The organism is Vibrio chagasii (assembly GCF_024347355.1).
Lineage (GTDB): Bacteria > Pseudomonadota > Gammaproteobacteria > Enterobacterales > Vibrionaceae > Vibrio > Vibrio chagasii.
Map to the genome: position 1 here is coordinate 948737 of NZ_AP025465.1, position 17949 is coordinate 966685.

At 44.9% G+C, this 17949-nt stretch carries 13 protein-coding genes; 8 read left to right on the forward strand and 5 right to left on the reverse strand.

All coding sequences use genetic code 11. The annotated features are described in order from the left end of the window. Positions 1-64: 64 nt before the first annotated feature. The 3 genes from OCV52_RS04365 to OCV52_RS04375 form a co-directional block, all read right to left on the reverse strand. The gene (locus tag OCV52_RS04365) at positions 65-1399 is read right to left on the reverse strand and encodes an outer membrane protein transport protein (protein ID WP_137407307.1); all 1335 of its coding nucleotides are present in this window, start codon (positions 1397-1399) and stop codon (positions 65-67) included. A 297-nt stretch (positions 1400-1696) separates the two neighbouring features. Further along, positions 1697-2425, reverse strand: coding sequence for a DUF3379 domain-containing protein (locus OCV52_RS04370; RefSeq protein WP_137407308.1), 729 nt, complete (start codon positions 2423-2425; stop codon positions 1697-1699). Continuing rightward, positions 2418-2966, reverse strand: coding sequence for a sigma-70 family RNA polymerase sigma factor (locus OCV52_RS04375; RefSeq protein WP_004739895.1), 549 nt, complete (start codon positions 2964-2966; stop codon positions 2418-2420). Before OCV52_RS04375 ends, OCV52_RS04370 begins: the two co-directional genes overlap by 8 nt. Before the next feature lie 561 nt (positions 2967-3527). On the opposite strand from OCV52_RS04375, the gene fadI reads away from it, so the two are divergent. Continuing rightward, positions 3528-4835: an acetyl-CoA C-acyltransferase FadI gene (gene fadI, locus OCV52_RS04380; protein WP_004739896.1), complete on the forward strand. Its 1308-nt coding sequence runs from the start codon at positions 3528-3530 to the stop codon at positions 4833-4835. Continuing rightward, positions 4835-7051 carry a fatty acid oxidation complex subunit alpha FadJ gene (fadJ, locus tag OCV52_RS04385; RefSeq protein WP_004739898.1) on the forward strand — a complete coding sequence of 739 codons (2217 nt, stop codon included), beginning with the start codon at positions 4835-4837 and terminating at the stop codon, positions 7049-7051. Before fadI ends, fadJ begins: the two co-directional genes overlap by 1 nt. 463 nt (positions 7052-7514) lie before the next feature. Here the strand turns inward: fadJ and OCV52_RS04390 are convergent, their stop codons facing one another. Continuing rightward, entirely contained in the window at positions 7515-10292 is a 2778-nt protein-coding gene (locus OCV52_RS04390; protein WP_137407309.1) for an insulinase family protein, read from the reverse strand. A gap of 306 nt (positions 10293-10598) precedes the next feature. Here OCV52_RS04390 and sixA point away from each other — a divergent pair, with 306 nt between their 5' ends. Continuing rightward, positions 10599-11063 carry a phosphohistidine phosphatase SixA gene (sixA, locus tag OCV52_RS04395; protein ID WP_137407310.1) on the forward strand — a complete coding sequence of 155 codons (465 nt, stop codon included), beginning with the start codon at positions 10599-10601 and terminating at the stop codon, positions 11061-11063. 102 nt (positions 11064-11165) lie between these two features. Here sixA and smrB read toward each other — a convergent pair whose 3' ends face one another. Continuing rightward, positions 11166-11696, reverse strand: coding sequence for an endonuclease SmrB (smrB, locus tag OCV52_RS04400; protein WP_061033674.1), 531 nt, complete (start codon positions 11694-11696; stop codon positions 11166-11168). 62 nt (positions 11697-11758) lie between these two features. Here smrB and prmB point away from each other — a divergent pair, with 62 nt between their 5' ends. From prmB to OCV52_RS04425, 5 genes are all read left to right on the forward strand, one after another. Continuing rightward, positions 11759-12691: a 50S ribosomal protein L3 N(5)-glutamine methyltransferase gene (gene prmB, locus OCV52_RS04405; RefSeq protein ID WP_137407311.1), complete on the forward strand. Its 933-nt coding sequence runs from the start codon at positions 11759-11761 to the stop codon at positions 12689-12691. A gap of 252 nt (positions 12692-12943) precedes the next feature. Continuing rightward, positions 12944-13585: a LysE family translocator gene (locus tag OCV52_RS04410; protein ID WP_061033673.1), complete on the forward strand. Its 642-nt coding sequence runs from the start codon at positions 12944-12946 to the stop codon at positions 13583-13585. A gap of 510 nt (positions 13586-14095) precedes the next feature. Next, the gene (locus tag OCV52_RS04415) at positions 14096-15553 is read left to right on the forward strand and encodes a protein adenylyltransferase SelO (RefSeq protein ID WP_137407312.1); all 1458 of its coding nucleotides are present in this window, start codon (positions 14096-14098) and stop codon (positions 15551-15553) included. A 152-nt stretch (positions 15554-15705) separates the two neighbouring features. Then, positions 15706-16434 carry a response regulator gene (locus tag OCV52_RS04420; RefSeq protein WP_137407313.1) on the forward strand — a complete coding sequence of 243 codons (729 nt, stop codon included), beginning with the start codon at positions 15706-15708 and terminating at the stop codon, positions 16432-16434. A gap of 13 nt (positions 16435-16447) precedes the next feature. Beyond that, positions 16448-17893 carry an ATP-binding protein gene (locus OCV52_RS04425; RefSeq protein ID WP_150897803.1) on the forward strand — a complete coding sequence of 482 codons (1446 nt, stop codon included), beginning with the start codon at positions 16448-16450 and terminating at the stop codon, positions 17891-17893. Positions 17894-17949 lie beyond the last annotated feature (56 nt).

Below are 17949 nucleotides of genomic sequence, written 5' to 3' on the forward strand. Positions count from 1 at the left end.
GTGGCTTAGATAATAAAAAAGGGTCGCATAAAGCGACCCTTTTGGATTTGAAATAAGACTGGTGCTAGAATCTGTGCGTGTATTGAACACCAAATAACATAGCAGTAGCTTTAGTTGTCGTATTTAGACTTAAACCATCATTTTCTGCGCCACCGTTGATCGTATCTTCAACTTTTACGTCTTCACCAAGTAGGTATGTGAAGCCAAGGTCAAGTGTTTGGTCTTTGTTGAAGTGATAGCTTGCACCAGCTGAGAACCATTGACGGTCTGAATCTGGTACTGAAACAGAAGTTAGTGAGTCTTGAACGCCTTCATCGAACATATATCCGATACGCGCTTCCCAATTTTGGTTGATGTAATAAGTACCACCGATTGAGTAGTGGTAAGTGTCTTTCCACTTGTAATCTTTGATATTGGTACCGTCAGTAGTTACTAGTGAATCAAAGTCACTCCAACTAATGTATTGGATGCTGTAGTGTACGGCAAACTTAGTGTTTTCGATACGGTGGTAACCAGAAAACTCAGCCATTGAAGGTAATGGCATTTTAAGGTCGCCAATATTATCGTTACCTTGGTAAGAAACTGTGCCACTTGCTTCGATTTCTGGGCTGTAATGGTAGCTTAAACCGAAACGGTTGTTTTCATTAAGTTCGTAAACTGTACCTACATTGAAACCTACCCCCCAGCCTGATGCGTCTACGTCCATCAAGTTTTGAGTCGTTTGGCCTACAGGAGTAAAGTTAACACCGTCAGGAGTGGTAAGAACATTCATCGTACTGTCGCGCTTTAGTTCGCCTTGACCATAAATGATGTCTAAGCCAGCACCAATGCTCCATTGCTCGTTGATACGATAAGAACCAGCGATAAGCAGATTTACAGAGCTTACGTTGGTAGTACCACCAAACGCGTCAGCACCAGGAACGACGGTAGTGCCGGCAGGAGATTTAATTACGCTACCTGTACCAGCGCCCCAGCTGTTACCGAACTCATTAGTTGTACCAAAGTTAGAGTAAGCTCCGAAACCAACTGCAAACTTTTCATTGAGAGGAACCGCAACATACAGGTTAGGAACAACTGATGTTGCATCGTTTGTTGTGTCGTCAATAGATTGAGAGCCTAGAGGTGACGAATATGTTGTACCTTTGACTTCAACTTCGGAGTCTATAACGTTAAAGCCCAATGAAACTTCGGTGCGGTCGAATAATGCAAGAGCTGCTGCATTACGAGCCATTGCTGAAGCGTTATCTGCGATTACTGCATCACCAGCGAAAGCACGGCCAAGACCAGTTGCTGATTGTGAGTTGAGTTGGAAACCTGCTGCCATCGCTTGCGAAGACGCCAGTGTAATTGTTACTGCTAAAAGAGACTTTTTAAACAGACGCGTGTTGTTGGTAGTCATTCATTTATTCCTTTATATTTCCGCCTCTATAGGGCGATTAATTTGAGCAATTGCTCAATGGTGGCTGATCCTATTCGCAAGTATACGATATACAAATCCGACCATTGGAAAATTTGAGTGGAAAATTATGGAAATGACGCCTATCTGGCACGAAAATGGTGCTAAATGCTGTTTTTTAGAGTTTTAACTCTAGAGTTATTTATTTTGTGAATGGATTGGTGCTTTATTTATAAATAAAGCCCAGCAATATCAAGAATATAATTGCTGGGCCTTTAATTGAGAGGCTTTGAGAGTTGATTAGCTCATCGGTTTGATCATTTTCGTCAGCTTTTCTGAGATTTTAGACACATCCTCGCCATTTTCACCAACGAGTATCAAACTGCTGTTATCAATCGGTGTTACCGAGCCTGACATTCCTTTTTCGTCAAAGTCGACTGGTTTGTCTGTTGGGATGCCAGTTAGAAATAGCGTAACTTTGCCTTTTTCACCCTGGAATACCATGTGTACTGCGTTAGACTTCCCAAAACCACAATGGTTCAGGTAATAGACGTGGTATGGGAAGGCTTCATCAAACTGAAAAGCAAATGGGTTCATTTTTGCATTGATTTGCTGTGATGTAACTTGTTCATCAATAGTGCTGACAAAGCTTTTTTCATCGATAACATGCTGCATCGCCGTATCAGCCAAGCTTGCGTGTGCTGGAGAGACTAACGCATTTCCCCAGTTTACCTGGCCAACTAATAGACCAGCAACAAATGCTACGGAAGCGGCCATTGCCATTGCACGTCTCGCAAACGTAGGTCTTACGACTTTGCTCTCTTCGCTTGAGGTTTGATTGAACAGAATGCGATCGGCAAGATCGTCTGGCACGTCTACATTCATTGCAGAGTGGATCTGTTTATCAAGCGATAGTACGTCATCTAAAAAGTTACTGTTGGCTTCGCTATTTGCGGTTGCATCAACAATATCTTGTGTACGCTGTTTAGGTTCCGACAATACACGACGACGAAATTCTAAATCATCCATTATGTTGCCCCCTCTCTGCTTCTTCTGTATCCAGCATCTCTTTCAATTGATTTCGAGCTCTGAATAAACGTGTCATCACCGTGTTTTTGTTGAGATCGAGAATGTCCGCGATCTCGTCACCACTAAAACCACCAATCACTTGTAAGAAGAGAGGTTCACGGTAATCAATTTCAAGTTTCATGATCTGGACTTGCAACCATTGGTGTTGATGGTGCGGGTCATCACTGACACTGGCATCGTTACCATGATCGTCGATATCAACCAGATCAAATTGTTTGCGTTCAAAACGTCGAGCATTCTCGCGGCGCAAGATAGTAATCAGCCAAGACTTCGCGGCTTTTTCATCTTGTAGGCTATCGAGTGATTTCCAAGCACGAAGGCAAGTTTCTTGCACTAAATCTTCGGCAATGCTTTTGTCTTTGCATAACCAATAGGCGTAGCGAAAGAGGTCACGGTGATAGGCACGTACGAGTGCTTCATATTTTCTTTGTTTGTCCATATCAGAGTTGACCGGACGTTTGGCTTTTTTCTTTCCAAACATTTTTATTATTGACACTCGAGCCTCCATAATTGCTCTGCGTATAGCTGTCCTCTATACGTTGTGCTTCGTTTTATAGTCTGTTTCGTCTTTAGAGCGAACGAGCGGCAGGAAATCGTAAAATCACATTAAAATTGATCTACTTCAAAATCTAAGACCCTGAAAAAGTTATAGTACACCTTGTCGTCTAGTTAGTCATTCGTGGCTAGCATGTTGAGCAAGACGGCACTTCCTTTTGAAGGCTGACTTTACTTTCTCCTAATCAGGAAACTGATTATTTCAATTGGCGTTAAGTTAATTGCTTTATACACATTCCGACCACACAGTATTGTGTGGTTTTTTTTGCCTCAAGAAACCCAATCTCCTACATCGCTATAACAGTCTTTACTTACAATAGTTTAGTATCTTAGGACAACCTTTCACCCCAAAAGGTTCGCCTGAATTTGCAGTTATATTTTCAGACAGTGAGATACTCGTATCACGTTTATTTAAACGCTCGTTTGATTTAATTAACAACTTCTTTACAATGCTTCAGGTCAGACCTCTTAACTTTAAGGAGAAACCATGGGCAAACAGGAAGTCAAAACGCGTTCTGGAGAACGTGTTGCCGTTGTCGCTGGATTACGAACCCCATTCGCTCGCCAGAGCACCGAATTTAGTCAAGTGCCTGCGGTCGACTTAGGCAAAATGGTTGTGAGCGAAATGCTCGCAAGAACTGATGTCGATCCTGCGCTTATCGAACAAGTTGTGTTCGGCCAAGTCGTGCAAATGCCAGAAGCACCGAACATCGCGCGTGAAATCGTGTTGGGCACAGGCATGGATATCAATACTGATGCCTACAGTGTGACTCGAGCATGTGCGACCAGCTTCCAAGCTGCAGTTAATGTGACTGAAAGCATTATGGCTGGCACGATTGATGTCGGCATTGCTGGTGGTGCAGATTCTTCTTCTGTATTGCCGATTGGCGTTTCTAAAAAGCTTGCCGCTAACTTGCTAGCGCTGAGCAAAACGAAAACCATGGGCCAAAAACTGAAAATCCTCAAAACACTTTCAGTAAAAGACTTGATGCCAGTGCCGCCTGCAGTTGCTGAATACTCGACTGGTTTATCGATGGGCCAAACCGCTGAGCAGATGGCAAAGACACACGGTATTACTCGTGAAGCTCAAGATGCACTTGCTCACCGTTCTCACTCTTTGGCGTCTCAAGCATGGAAAGACGGCAAGATTAAAGATGAAGTAATGACGGCATTTCCGGCACCGTACAAAAAGTACCTAGCGGAAGATAACAACATTCGTCATGACTCTACGGTTGAAGGTTACGCAAAGCTTCGCCCTGCGTTCGATAGAAAATACGGCAGTGTGACTGCTGCGAATGCAACGCCGCTGACTGATGGCGGTGCAGCTGTGATGTTGATGCGCGAAGGCAAAGCGAAAGAACTAGGCTTAGAAGTGCTGGGTTATATTCGTGGCTATGCGTTCTCAGCGATTGGTGTTGAAACGGATATGCTAATGGGCCCGACTTACGCGACCTCGCAAGTATTGAAAAACACTGGTTTAGAGCTATCGGACCTTACGCTTATCGAGATGCATGAAGCCTTTGCAGCTCAAGTTCTAGCGAATGTGAAGATGTTTGCTAGTGATGAGTTCGCACAGAAGAATCTTGGCCGTGATAAAGCGATCGGTGAGATTGATATGGATAAGTTCAACGTGCTGGGTAGTTCAATTGCTTACGGTCACCCGTTTGCAGCAACTGGCGCGCGCATGATGACTCAAACATTACGTGAATTAAAACGTCGCGGTGGCGGCTTGGCACTGAATACAGCGTGTGCAGCTGGTGGTTTAGGTGCAGCAATGATCTTGGAGGTAGAATAATGTCTACGACTCTTGATGCAACAACAGAAAAAGAAGTAGTCACTAACGCGGAGTCAACTCCAGTGACTGAAGCACCGAAAAAGAAAGCGACCGCATTCTCTCTTAACATCGACGACCAAGACATTGCTTGGCTAGCGATTGATGTACCAGGTGAGAAAATGAACACGCTACAAGCGGCTTTTGCTGAAGAGATGAAAGCGATCTTTGAACAGCTAAAAGAAAAACAAAGCCGCGTTAAAGGCCTAATTGTTCACTCTCTTAAGCCAGATAACTTTATCGCGGGTGCAGACGTTCGAATGCTGGATGCGTGTAAAACCGCTGATGAAGCACAATCTCTAGCACGCCAAGGTCAGGAGATGTTCCAAGCATTGTCTGATCTTCCTTACCCAGTTGTTGCTGCAATTCATGGTCCATGTCTTGGTGGTGGTTTAGAGCTCGCATTAGCGTGTGACTACCGTGTGTGTACCGATTCAGATAAGACTCGCCTTGGTCTGCCTGAAGTTCAGCTAGGTTTACTACCAGGTTCTGGTGGTACGCAACGTCTGCCTCGTTTAATTGGTTTGCTACCGTCACTCGACCTGATTCTTACTGGTAAGCAGCTGCGTGCTAAGAAAGCGAAATCGCTTGGTGTTGTAGATGCTTGTGTCCCAGATACGATTTTGCTTGAAGTAGCGAAAAGCTACGTTGAAAAGAATACGGGTAGCAAAAAAGGTAAGCGCCTTGCTTCTAAGAGCCAAGCTTCGACGAAAGAGAAACTTATCTCTCGCAACGGCCTTGGTCGTAAAGTGATTTTTGAACAAGCTGCGAAGAAGACCAATCAGAAAACTCGTGGTAACTACCCAGCAGCTGACGCGATTCTGGATGTGATTCGTTATGGCCTAGAGAATGGCTTTGAAAAAGGTCTTCAGTATGAAGCGAAGCGTTTCTCTGAGCTAGTAATGACTTCTGAGTCAAAAGCGCTTCGTTCTATCTTCTTTGCAACCACTGAAATGAAGAAAGAACACGGTGCAGACGCAGAACCAAAAGCGGTTAAGCGTGTTGGTGTGTTAGGCGGCGGACTGATGGGCGCAGGTATTAGCCATGTGAGTGTAGCGAAAGCAAAAGTACCGGTTCGAATTAAAGATGTATCAAATGATGGTGTCCTGAACGCGCTTAACTATAACTACAAGTTATTCGATAAGCAGCGCAAACGTCGTATTCTGAGCCGTGCCGGTCTTGAAAGTAAGATGCTTCAGCTTTCTGGTGGTATCGACTTTACTAGCTTCAATCACACAGACGTAGTGATTGAAGCGGTGTTTGAAGATCTAGACCTGAAGCAGTCTATGGTTGCAGACATTGAACAAAATGCGAAGCCAGAAACTATTTTCGCGACGAATACTTCATCACTGCCAATCCATAAGATTGCAGAGAAGGCTCAGCGTCCAGAAAACGTGGTAGGCCTTCACTACTTCAGTCCTGCAGAGAAAATGCCGCTAGTTGAGGTTATCCCTCATGAAACAACGTCAGAAGAGACTATCTCGACGGTAGTAGCATTGGCGAAGAAGCAAGGCAAAACGCCGATTGTTGTTAAAGACACGGCAGGTTTCTATGTGAACCGTATTCTGGCTCCGTACATGAATGAAGCGGCACATCTGCTACTAGCGAATGAGCCGATTGAAAAACTGGATAGTGCACTGCTAGATTTTGGCTTCCCGGTTGGCCCAATTACCTTGCTAGATGAAGTCGGTGTGGATATTGGTGCTAAGATCATCCCGATTCTAGTCAATGAGTTAGGTGACCGTTTCCAAGGCCCTGATGTGTTCGACATTCTTCTGAATGACAACCGTAAAGGCCGTAAGAGCGGTAAAGGTTTCTACACTTACAAAGGTAAGAAGAAGGAAGTCGATAAGTCTGTTTACAAGCTACTTAAGCTGCAACCTGAGCCGAAGCTAAGTGATAACGACATCGCAATGCGTTGTGTGTTGCCTATGCTGAATGAAGCGGTTCGTTGTCTAGATGAAGGCATTATCCGCAGCCCTCGTGATGGCGATATTGGTGCTATCTTCGGTATTGGTTTCCCTCCATTCCTGGGCGGTCCGTTCCGTTACATGGACCAAATTGGTATTAAGTCACTGGTTGAGATGATGAACGACTTTGCTGTTAAGTATGGCGATCGCTTCGCACCATGTGATGGCCTACTGACACGAGCTGGTCTGGATGAATCTTTCTACAAGTAATTCTCTAGTCAGCTAAATATTGAGCCCGTATCAAGCAGTTGATGCGGGCTTTTTGTTTCTGGGCAGTTTGGAATATATGAGATTCCCGACTCAGTCGTTCCTCCTTCTCGGGAATGACGGGGAGAGGTGGGGTCTGTCTGTAAGAGCTGATCGGGATGGGAGATTCTCGACTCAGTCATTTTTCCTTCTCGAGAGTTACAAGGGAGTCATGCGTTCTGTTTGGAAGAGCTGAACGGTATGGGAGACTCCCGACTCGTCCGTTCCTCCCTCTTGGGAATGACGATAGAGAGGTAGAAAGTACAGCTATTGCGTTGATAAGGCAGGTGGTAAAACAGATCTCAATCAAAACTAACGTCATCTCCTAAAGCGACGGAGGAGCGTAATAGGAGATCTGATTTTGTGCTTCATCCAATAAAAAAGGTTGATGCTTTCACATCAACCTTTTGAATTGTTAGCCTATTAATTAGCCAAGCTCAGTATCTTTCGGGCGCAATTGAAACTCATCAATAGAGCCTATTTCCACACCAGCGGATAGTTTCTCTTCCTCGCTGTGAGCGTTACCATGTGCGTGCATAATCAGTCGATTAGCAGTACGTGGCTTAAGCTGACTAACCACAAAACGCATCATATCTGAGCGAGTGAGCCCTTTGAGCTCTTCTAGTACTCGTTCTCTCTGATTGAACTCCAAGTCCTTATTACCTATCGCAACCCATAAGCGCTGAGCACGTCCTCGCAATGTCGTATCTGGTGTTGATATTTGATTCCAAAGGCCTCGTTTACTGCTGTGCCATTGGTAGTCATTGAGTTCCAACAACACCATGTAAAAGGCGTTGAGAAACTCATCGATTGAGACTAGTAAATCAGCAGGAGCAGCATTCGGCGATTGTACATAAAGCACTATGCCGGGATGTCGATTGAGCGGCATATTGCCGGTACCAACCATGTAGCCCAGTTGCTGCTTGGTGCGTATTTCATGGAAGAATGTCGCAGACATCAAATGGTTGGCTAACGAATACAGCGCAATATTCTTTGGCGAAATATCAGGGCATTGATAATAAACCACGATCGCTGAATCATCTTGATTGCAGACTACTTCACGCTGGAAGCTACCGTTTTCACCCAGCATGATTAATGGGCGCAGTGACTCTTCATAAGCCTGGTCTTTAACTCGTAGGGCATCCTTGAGTGTTTCAGCCATCTTGTGTGCATCAGCTTGTCTCCAGTCGCCATACACAAACATTTCAACATGAATCTCGGCCAAAATAGATTGAACAAATGAAGAGAGCTCATCGACTTCAATCGTTTCTAGCGCTTCAATGAGCACCGCATATGGTGGGTTGTTAGGCTGTAAAATACCCGTCATTGCGTTAAACAGTTGCGAAATTGGGCGGTCTTGCGACGCGTTATTCCAGTTTCTGAGAAGTTGATGCTTAATGGTTTCAAAGCGAGTTGGACTAAAGTCTCGTGCCTGAAAGCGCTCTAGGATCATATTGAGCAGTTGTGGTTGCTTTTCGCTGAATCCAGAGAGTGTCAGTGTCACGCCACCTTGATGGGTGTACATGTTGTAACCCATGCCCGCGATTTCAGCTTGATAGGTCTCTTTTTCAAGAGAATCTAAGAACATCTCAACACATAAGCGTGTTTTTACGATGTTTCTTGGGCTGGCTACTGAGTGTGGGCTATCGATGGCGATATACACCACACCCTTAGGAACTCTAAACTGGTGATCCTGCAGGTGCCATAACTTAAAACCATCTAGCTCTTGTAACAGCTGAGGATGCTCAGTGTCACCTTCAAGTTCTGCTGGGTCTAAGTCATAGCAAATAAACGGGTTCTTACCGGGTAGCTCAAACTGCCAACCGGGGTTAATGCAGGTAAAGCATTGAATTTGCTCAGCTGTGAAAGGAGTCACCGAGTAAGGCGTAAAGTACCATTTTGCTTCTCTGTCATATTCAAAACCTTTAGCAATAATGGTCGCACGCATATTGTCGACGGTTAAGTAAGGAAGCAGTGAACGTTGCAGATCTTCGTCGAAATGCGACATTTTATAGTCGCCATACACCACATCTTGTTCTTGATAGTGTTGCATGTTGATAACCAAATGGCTGACGACATCGAGCGGTCTTGCTGGCTCTTGAAAACGGAAAGCGGATTCTAAAACGGCACGTTTTTCAAGGTAACGCCACTCTTCAATCCCTTGTTGTTCAATCAACTTGATATATTGGAACACCGCTTGGATGATGTGATCTGTTTTGGTTAAGCCTTCGATAGTTAGTGAGCAACTCACCGTGAAATCGCGGTAGTTACTGCCGCTTGCGCCACCGCCAGCAGAGAGTGATGTTATCCAGCCTTTCTCTTTGAGCTGCATCATCAAACTGCCTTCTCCTTCGTAACCTAATAGGTGTGCGAAGAATGACAGCGGTTTGACACCGTAGTGTTCATCCATGCTCGGCATAGGGAAGGTTAAGGTCAGTTTGCGGACATCCTTAACCGGTTCTACGTGTACCTGAACTCCAGTGCTCAATTCGCCAACAATGGGCACCTCAACCTTTTTGCCCTGAAGGTTGTGATTGGGGATTGAGTTGAAGCGCTCCTCAACCCAGCTTTGCATCTCATCTAATGATTGATTGCCGGACAGTGTTAGGGTCATTAGGTCGGCGGAGTACTGTTGCTGATGGAATGTGAGAATTTCTTCGCGAATAGTAACGCCATTTCTGTCACCTAACGTATCGATATTACCGACAGAAAACTTCGAGAATGGGTGGTTGTGATTAACCAACTCTTTGGTAACTTGGTATAGGCGTCGCGCATCATCGTTGAGTTTCATCTTGTACTCAGAATCAACGGCTTGGCGCTCTTTATCTAGTGCTTCTTCGTTAAATAGAGGGGCGGTAAAGAATTGGCTAAAGCGATCTAGAGCGCCCTCGAAGGCATTTAATTCGACGTCAAAAAAGAAGCAAGTGTGCTCTGTTCCGGTCCAAGCATTGTTACTGCCACCATGTTGGCTGATAAAACTCTGAAACTCTCCGACCTTTGGATACTTTTCAGTTCCTAGAAATAGCATATGCTCTAGGTAATGCGCTAAACCTTCTCGGTCGGCAGGATCATCAAAGTGCCCGACATTAACGGCGAGTGCAGCTGCGGCTTTTTGAGCACAATGGTCTTGAACCAAAAGCACTCGCAATCCGTTATGTAAGGTGAGGTAACGGTATTGATGTTCATCGTTGGGGCTTAAATGCACTGGAGCATCTCCAAAGAAGGTGGTTTTTAAATTATGTACCCGATGGTTCGGCGTGCAAACCTCGTGATCATATTTTGGGATATGAAGTGCTTTTTTGGCGACTTCTACATCACTTTTATCGATTTTTATCAGTGATTTATTTTCTTTTAACAAGATTGTTAAGAAAGTCGAACTCTTTAGCAAGTGACTTGATATAATTATTTATATAGACTGCGGCTCCCTCTGGATTGAGGGCCAAACGCTAAGTAGCGTATCGCTGATATGGGATATATCGACTTTCGAAATGTTACGTAGACAGGACAGAACATGAAAATATTCATAATGCGCCACGGTGAAGCAGAGCATTTTGCTAACTCGGACGCAGAACGAGCGTTAACTAAGCGCGGTAAAATGGCTTCTCTTGCGGTGGCTCAAGCTGCACATGAGCAGGGCATTAGCCAGTTTGACAAAGTGCTTGTGAGCCCATACTTGAGGGCGCAAGAAACGTGGTTAGAGATATCTCAGGCGTTTTCTGGAAAGAAAGTGGAAACCTGTGATGACATCACGCCTTATGGAATGTCTGACGATGTGTTTGATTTGACCTTGGCAATGGCTGAAGTAGAAAAGCTAGAGACCATTTTATTTGTTTCTCATTTACCTCTAGTGGGCTATTTAACAGCAGAATTTGCAACCGGTATGGCGCCGCCGATGTTCCCAACATCAGGTTTAGCGTGTATTGAATTCGACCTTGAGACACAAAAAGGTGAGCTGCTGTGGAACATCAACCCATAACTTAGGGTTTGAGAGAACATAGAGCGACAGCCAGAATAGAAAAGGGCACCTCAGTAATTGAGGTGCCCTTTGTTATTTGGTGTGATGTGCTTACGACTCGTTCTATTTCTCTGGGATAGAGAGCAACACTAACAGTGCACCATTGCCGCCAAATTCAAGAGGTGCTTGGTGAAAGGCCATCACATCCGGATGCTGAGCCAGCCACAAAGGCACTTTCTCTTTTAAGATGTGCTTACCGATGCCGTGTTGAACACAGGCACACGCGACACCTTCTTTCACACAATGTGCGATCATAGCGCCAAGCTCGCGTTTGGCTTCTTGCTGCGTCATGCCGTGCATATCCAGATAGACGTCTGGTACATAGACACCACGACGAAGTCGTTTCACTTCATACTTGGAGACATCGTCACGCGCATAGCGTGTTGGACCCTCTTCGCTAAGGTGCGGAATGAACTCATCTGAGAAATAAAACTCGCTGTCACTGGCTTGTCTTGCCGTTCGAGTAATTTCTTTTTGTTTGGCATTTCTTTTTGGCTGCTGGATTATGGTATCCTGTTGCAACTTTTTAACGCCCTTTACTGCATCGCTGAACAGGGCGAAATCGTCATCGAAATCGGTGTCTTTTTTGCTCATCAGGTTATGAATTCTAATTTGAAACGTAATTAGCAGTATTGTAGCGCTTTTCGGAGACAATTTTGGATAAGATTTTTGTAGAAGAAGCGGTATCAGAACTACACACGCTTCAAGATGTGATTCGTTGGACTGTTAGCCGCTTCAATGCAGCGGGCCTATTTTATGGTCACGGCACTGATAATGCGTGGGATGAGGCGGTACAACTTATTTTACCAACTCTTTATCTGCCGATTGATGTTCCTTCACATGTATTGAACTCTCGTCTAACGAGCAGCGAGCGTCTACGTATTGTTGAGCGTGTAATCAAGCGTATCAATGATCGTACACCAACGGCTTACCTAACGAACAAAGCTTGGTTCTGTGGCCTTGAGTTCTTCGTTGATGAGCGTGTTCTTGTGCCTCGTTCTCCAATTGGTGAGCTAATTGAAGCTCAATTCCAACCTTGGTTAACTGAAGATCCGACTCGCATCATGGACCTTTGTACGGGCAGTGGCTGTATTGCTATCGCTTGTGCACACGCATTCCCTGAAGCAGAAGTTGACGCAATTGACATCTCTACTGATGCATTGCAAGTTGCAGAGCAGAACGTTCAAGATCACGGCATGGAGCAACAAGTGTTCCCAATCCGTTCTGATCTGTTCCGTGACCTGCCAAAAGAGAAATACAACCTGATCGTATCTAACCCACCATACGTGGATGAGGAAGATATGAACAGCCTGCCAGATGAGTTCACTCACGAGCCAGAACTTGGTCTAGCTGCGGGTACTGACGGCCTGAAACTGGTTCGCCGTATCCTAGCTAACGCGCCAGACTACCTAACTGATGACGGTATTCTTATCTGTGAAGTAGGTAACTCAATGGTTCATATGATGGATCAGTACCCAGAGATTCCATTCACTTGGATTGAATTCTCTAATGGTGGTCACGGTGTATTCATGATCACTCGTGAGCAGCTTGTTGCTTGCGCTGATGAGTTCTCTATCTACAAAGACTAGTTGGTAGCTATTAGGCGAATGATCCGGTCATCGGGCTGTAAGCTTAGAACCTGAAATCTAGTAAGACGTTCGATTTGAAACGTTTTGTTTAAACGCTATGCATTGCTGCATGGCGTTTTTTATTGCCTAGATTAAAGATGTTTGTATTCATATCGAAGACGTTAAGTGCAATATTTAGTTGATTAATATGAGGGCTTATTCCATATTGGTGTTTAATATTTAGTCGTTTTAGTGAGTTAAGGAGAATTCACGATGAGCTTTGATACATGGATCTACTATCTGTTAGCCGTGCTGATTTTGACGGCATCCCCAGGCCCAAGTTCTTTATTGTGCATGACCAAAGGTGTGCAATCGGGCTTCAAATTATCGATATTTACTGCTTTAGGTAGCCTAACGGCGATTACCGGAATTCTCACGCTATCGTTTACGGGACTCGGAGTCATTATTGCCTCTTCTGAAGTGGTATTTAATGTCATTAAATGGACGGGGGCGGCTTATCTTATCTTCCTCGGATGGAAATCGTTGCGCTCGAGTCAGCAAGATTATGACCAACTACCGAGTCAGCAATCAGACTCTAAAGTCGTTAAAGAGAGTATCGTTTCTCACTACGTAAGTGGCTTTATTGTCGGTGCCAGTAATCCTAAAGCGATTCTGTTTTTTACCGCACTTTTCCCGCAGTTTATTGACCCATCACTCGCGCTATTACCGCAGTTTGCTGTGTTTGCTTTAACCTTTGCTGTGATGGAGTTGTCTTGGTTATTGGTCTACGCGTATTTAGGCGCAAAGTCGTCGAATTGGTTGTTCGCGAAAGGCCGAGCTAAGGTTTTCAATCGTGTGACAGGGGGCGTGTTTATTGGAGCTGGAGCGTTGCTTTCAACGACAAGTCGAGCTTAAATCTATGATTTATCAAAGGGGTGAATAGTTACAGAAACTTCTTGGTGCTGTCATAAAAGGTTAACATTAATATGCTTGCTGCTTTTAACAAAAAGCCGATATATTGTAGTTACACCATCACGTTCTCAAGGAGAGGCATATGCAGCATCAAGAAATGATTCAACACAGTAATTTTGGCGTTATCAGCCGTACTTGGATTTTCTCTACCCTTTCTCTAGTGGGTATTCTTGCTCTAATGTAGTCAGCTAAATGGCTCTATATTTCCACTTTTCATTATGAACATATTTGTAAAAAAGTTTTTAAAGTTAGAACTCTTCCTCCTATAAATGTGGCTTTTCTCACCAGCTTAGCCACTTAACCTTTTCCTAAACGCGTCCTTCTTCTTAGTAAAATTACATTTCATAGGGCAACAAAGCCAACTTTCGCACAAAGCTAATCGTGTAACCTCATCTGAAGTTGTTACTAAACTGTGATAATCTTAAATTATCTTTTATTTACAGTGTATCTCTCATGTCTGTCTGGGATTCTATTTCATTTAACAATCGATTTACTGCATTACCTCGACTGTTCTATACCCCAATCCAACCAACTCCGTTAAGCAATGTCCAATGGCTCGCCTGGAATCAAAACCTTGCGACTGAACTCGGCTTTCCGTCATTTGAGAGCGCTTCAGAAGAATTACTGGATACCTTATCTGGCAATGTGGAACCAGAGCAATTTTCTCCGTTAGCGATGAAATACGCAGGCCATCAGTTTGGTGCTTATAACCCTGATTTGGGCGACGGAAGAGGATTGTTGTTAGCTCAAGTTGTCGCTAAAAGTGGCGAAACGTTCGACTTACACCTAAAAGGTGCGGGGAAAACACCGTATTCGCGCATGGGTGACGGGCGCGCGGTTATCCGGTCGACTGTGCGCGAGTATTTGTGCAGTGAAGCGATGGCGGGGCTTAATATCCCAACGACTCGTGCATTGGCAATGATGACCAGTGACACGCCGGTTTACCGAGAGAAGCAAGAATGGGGTGCACTGCTGGTGCGTGCTGCAGAATCACATATCCGCTTCGGTCACTTTGAGCACTTGTTTTACACAAATCAGTTGGTTGAACATAAATTGTTGGCCGACAGAGTCATCGAGTGGCACTTCCCTGAGTGCCTAGATGAAGAAAAGCCATACGCTGCTATGTTTAATCAAATTGTTGATCGCACCGCAGAGATGATTGCGTTGTGGCAAGCAAATGGCTTTGCTCACGGGGTGATGAACACGGATAACATGTCGATCATTGGACAAACCTTCGATTACGGCCCGTTTGCCTTCCTTGATGAGTATGATCCCCGCTTGATCTGCAATCACTCTGATTACCAAGGGCGTTATGCGTTCAATCAGCAACCAAGAATCGGGATGTGGAATTTATCGGCATTGGCACACTCGTTGTCACCGCTGGTGGAAAGGGCTGATTTAGAGGCGGCATTGGAACAATACGAGCCACAAATGAACGGTTATTTTAGCCAACTGATGCGTCGAAAGCTTGGTCTGCTTTCCAAGCAAGAAGGTGACAGCCGCTTGTTTGAGTCTATGTTCGAATTGATGTCGCAAAACAAAGTCGATTACCCAAGGTTCTTTAGAACTCTGTCGAACCTAGACACTTTGCCTGCTCAGGAAGTCATTGATTTGGTCATCGATCGTGATGCAGCGAAGCTATGGTTGGATAACTACTTGCAACGTTGTGAACTTGAGGAGAGTTCAGCTACAGAGCGCTGCGAAAAGATGAGGCAGGTAAATCCTAAATACATTCTTAGAAACTATTTGGCTCAACTTGCGATTGAAAAGGCCGAACGTGGTGATAGTAGTGATGTTGATGCTCTGATGGTAGTACTCGCAGACCCATATGCGGAGCACCCTGATTACGAATACTTAGCTGCTTTACCACCGGAATGGGGCAAAGGTATGGAGATTAGTTGCTCGTCTTAAATTGGCTTACCAGTACAAAACCAACAGATAGCGGTCGCTTAGTTGTGATCTCTATCTGTTTGTTCTTCTAATTTTACAAACATATCAATAATCAAATACTCGACCTGCCTATACACTATGTGAATAAGTTGTAAATTTTATAGGTTTGGGCGATGCCAACAAATACTCGAATTCTCGTGGTGGATGATGATCAAGAAATCCGCGAGTTGCTGGAAGAGTACCTTACAAAATCGGGTTTCGACGTCTCTTCGGTTGGAGATGGGGTTGAACTAGAAACTCACCTAAAGAGCCAAGGTTACCCTGACCTGATACTTCTTGACGTGATGCTTCCCGGTGATGATGGTTTTACCCTGTGTCAGCGCGTCCGTAGAAACTCCAATGTGCCCATCATTATGCTGACTGCAGTGTCGGATGAAACCGATCAGATCATTGGCTTGGAAATTGGTGCCGATGACTATATCGCTAAGCCGTTTAGTCCCCGCCAATTAATGGCACGAATTAAAGCCTTGTTACGACGTGTTCAAGTGACGGAGGACAAGCCTAGTGATGCATTGCCTAAACAGATCATCTTTGGTGATTGGACGCTTGATACACTCGCTCATAGAATTTCACACAACGAAAGCGCTGAAGAGATGGATTTGTCAGGCAGTGACTTCTCACTGTTAATGCTGTTCCTTACGCGCCCAAACGAAGTGTTAGACCGAGATACTATTTCTTTTGCGACCAGAGGACGTGAAGCACTGCCTTTTGAGCGTGGCATTGATGTTCAGTTAAGCCGTTTGAGAAGCAGGTTAGGAGATAGCGCTAAATACCCGCACTACATCAAAACCATGCGTGGTAACGGCTATATCTTGGCTGTACCTGTTCAGTATGAGCACTGAGTAAGAAGTCCGTATGAAGTGGTTGAGAAGTTTAAAGCCAAACTCGTTAGTTGCTAGAACCTTGCTTTTGACCTTGCTAGCCGTCGTCATCGCTCAGGGCATTGCAACGTCGATTTGGTATGGCGAATCCAAACAAAAAGAACTAGAGGGTATTCGCTCCGCTTCATCGAGCATGGCGAACATGTTTGCCTCAACAGTGACTTTCTTCCAGTCTCTGCCCGTCAAATATCGCCATATCGTTTTAGACCAAATTCGTAACATGGGCGGGACGCGATTCTTCGTCTCTTTCAATAAAGAGGCTTTGATTGTTGAACCAATCCCCGATACCCGCTTGAAAACCGCATCGATAGAAGCGATAGAGAGTGTCTTGAGTAGCAAGCTTAATAAGGTGGAGTCAGTTCGTGTCGATTTCTCTCGCCCAGAACATCTTCGCTTGCTTAAAAATGATATCTACTTGAGCGATCTCCCGCGATCGTGGGCGCATCATACCTTAACCTTAGAGCCGCTTAATCCGCCAATTCTGGTTGTTCAAATCGAGCTAGCCAGCCATGAGTGGGTCTATATTGCGGCGCTGTTGCCTGCACCCTATGTCAAACTGGATGACACTATTCTTGGTCGTGAGCAGGTGATCTTTTTGCTCTCTTCAACGTTGATTCTGCTGGTGTTGACCTACTTAATGATTCGCCGCCAAGTGCGCCCGCTTAAAAAGCTCGCAAGGGCTGCTAACGAGATGAGTATGGATATCCAGCAGCCGCCACTTAACGAGGAGGGGGCGACTGAATTGGTCACTGCGACTCGGGCGTTTAATCGCATGCAGCAGCGTATTCGTCGTTATGTGGCCGATAGAGAACATCTCTTCTCAGCTATCTCTCATGATTTAAAGACACCGATCACTCGACTGAGACTCAGAGCTGAGCTGTTGGAAAGCGAAGTTAAGAAAGAGAAGTTTAACAAGGATTTAGATGAGCTAGAGATGATGGTCAAAGGTGCTCTGCAAGCCGTAAGAGATACAGACCTTCACGAAAACAACGCTATTATTGACCTTAATGACATGGTTGCTTCGGTTATAGAGTCGCATAACCAGCATCAAACCTTAGTAGAGTTTGAACCCATCGTAGTTGAGCCGTTAGTCGCTAAGCCGTTAGCGATTAAACGTGTGCTGACCAATCTTATCGATAATGCAGTGAAATACGGCACATCCGCGAATGTCGATATCAGTAGCGATTCTGTGTGGGTCATCGTGACGATTCAGGACCACGGCGAAGGAATCCCAGAAGACAAACTTGAGTTGGTGTTTGAACCCTACTTTAGGCTTGCGACCGACGATCAAGGACACGGTTTAGGGCTTGGAATCTGTCGAAATATCCTGCACGGACATGGCGGAGATCTCATTATTCGCAACTCCCCTCAAGGTGGCTTAGAAGCCAAAGTCTATATCCCACGTGGCCTAGAAGTGTAATGTAACAATTGTGTTACATTGGGCTTACCTTTTGTTTCAATCTTATAAATCAGAAT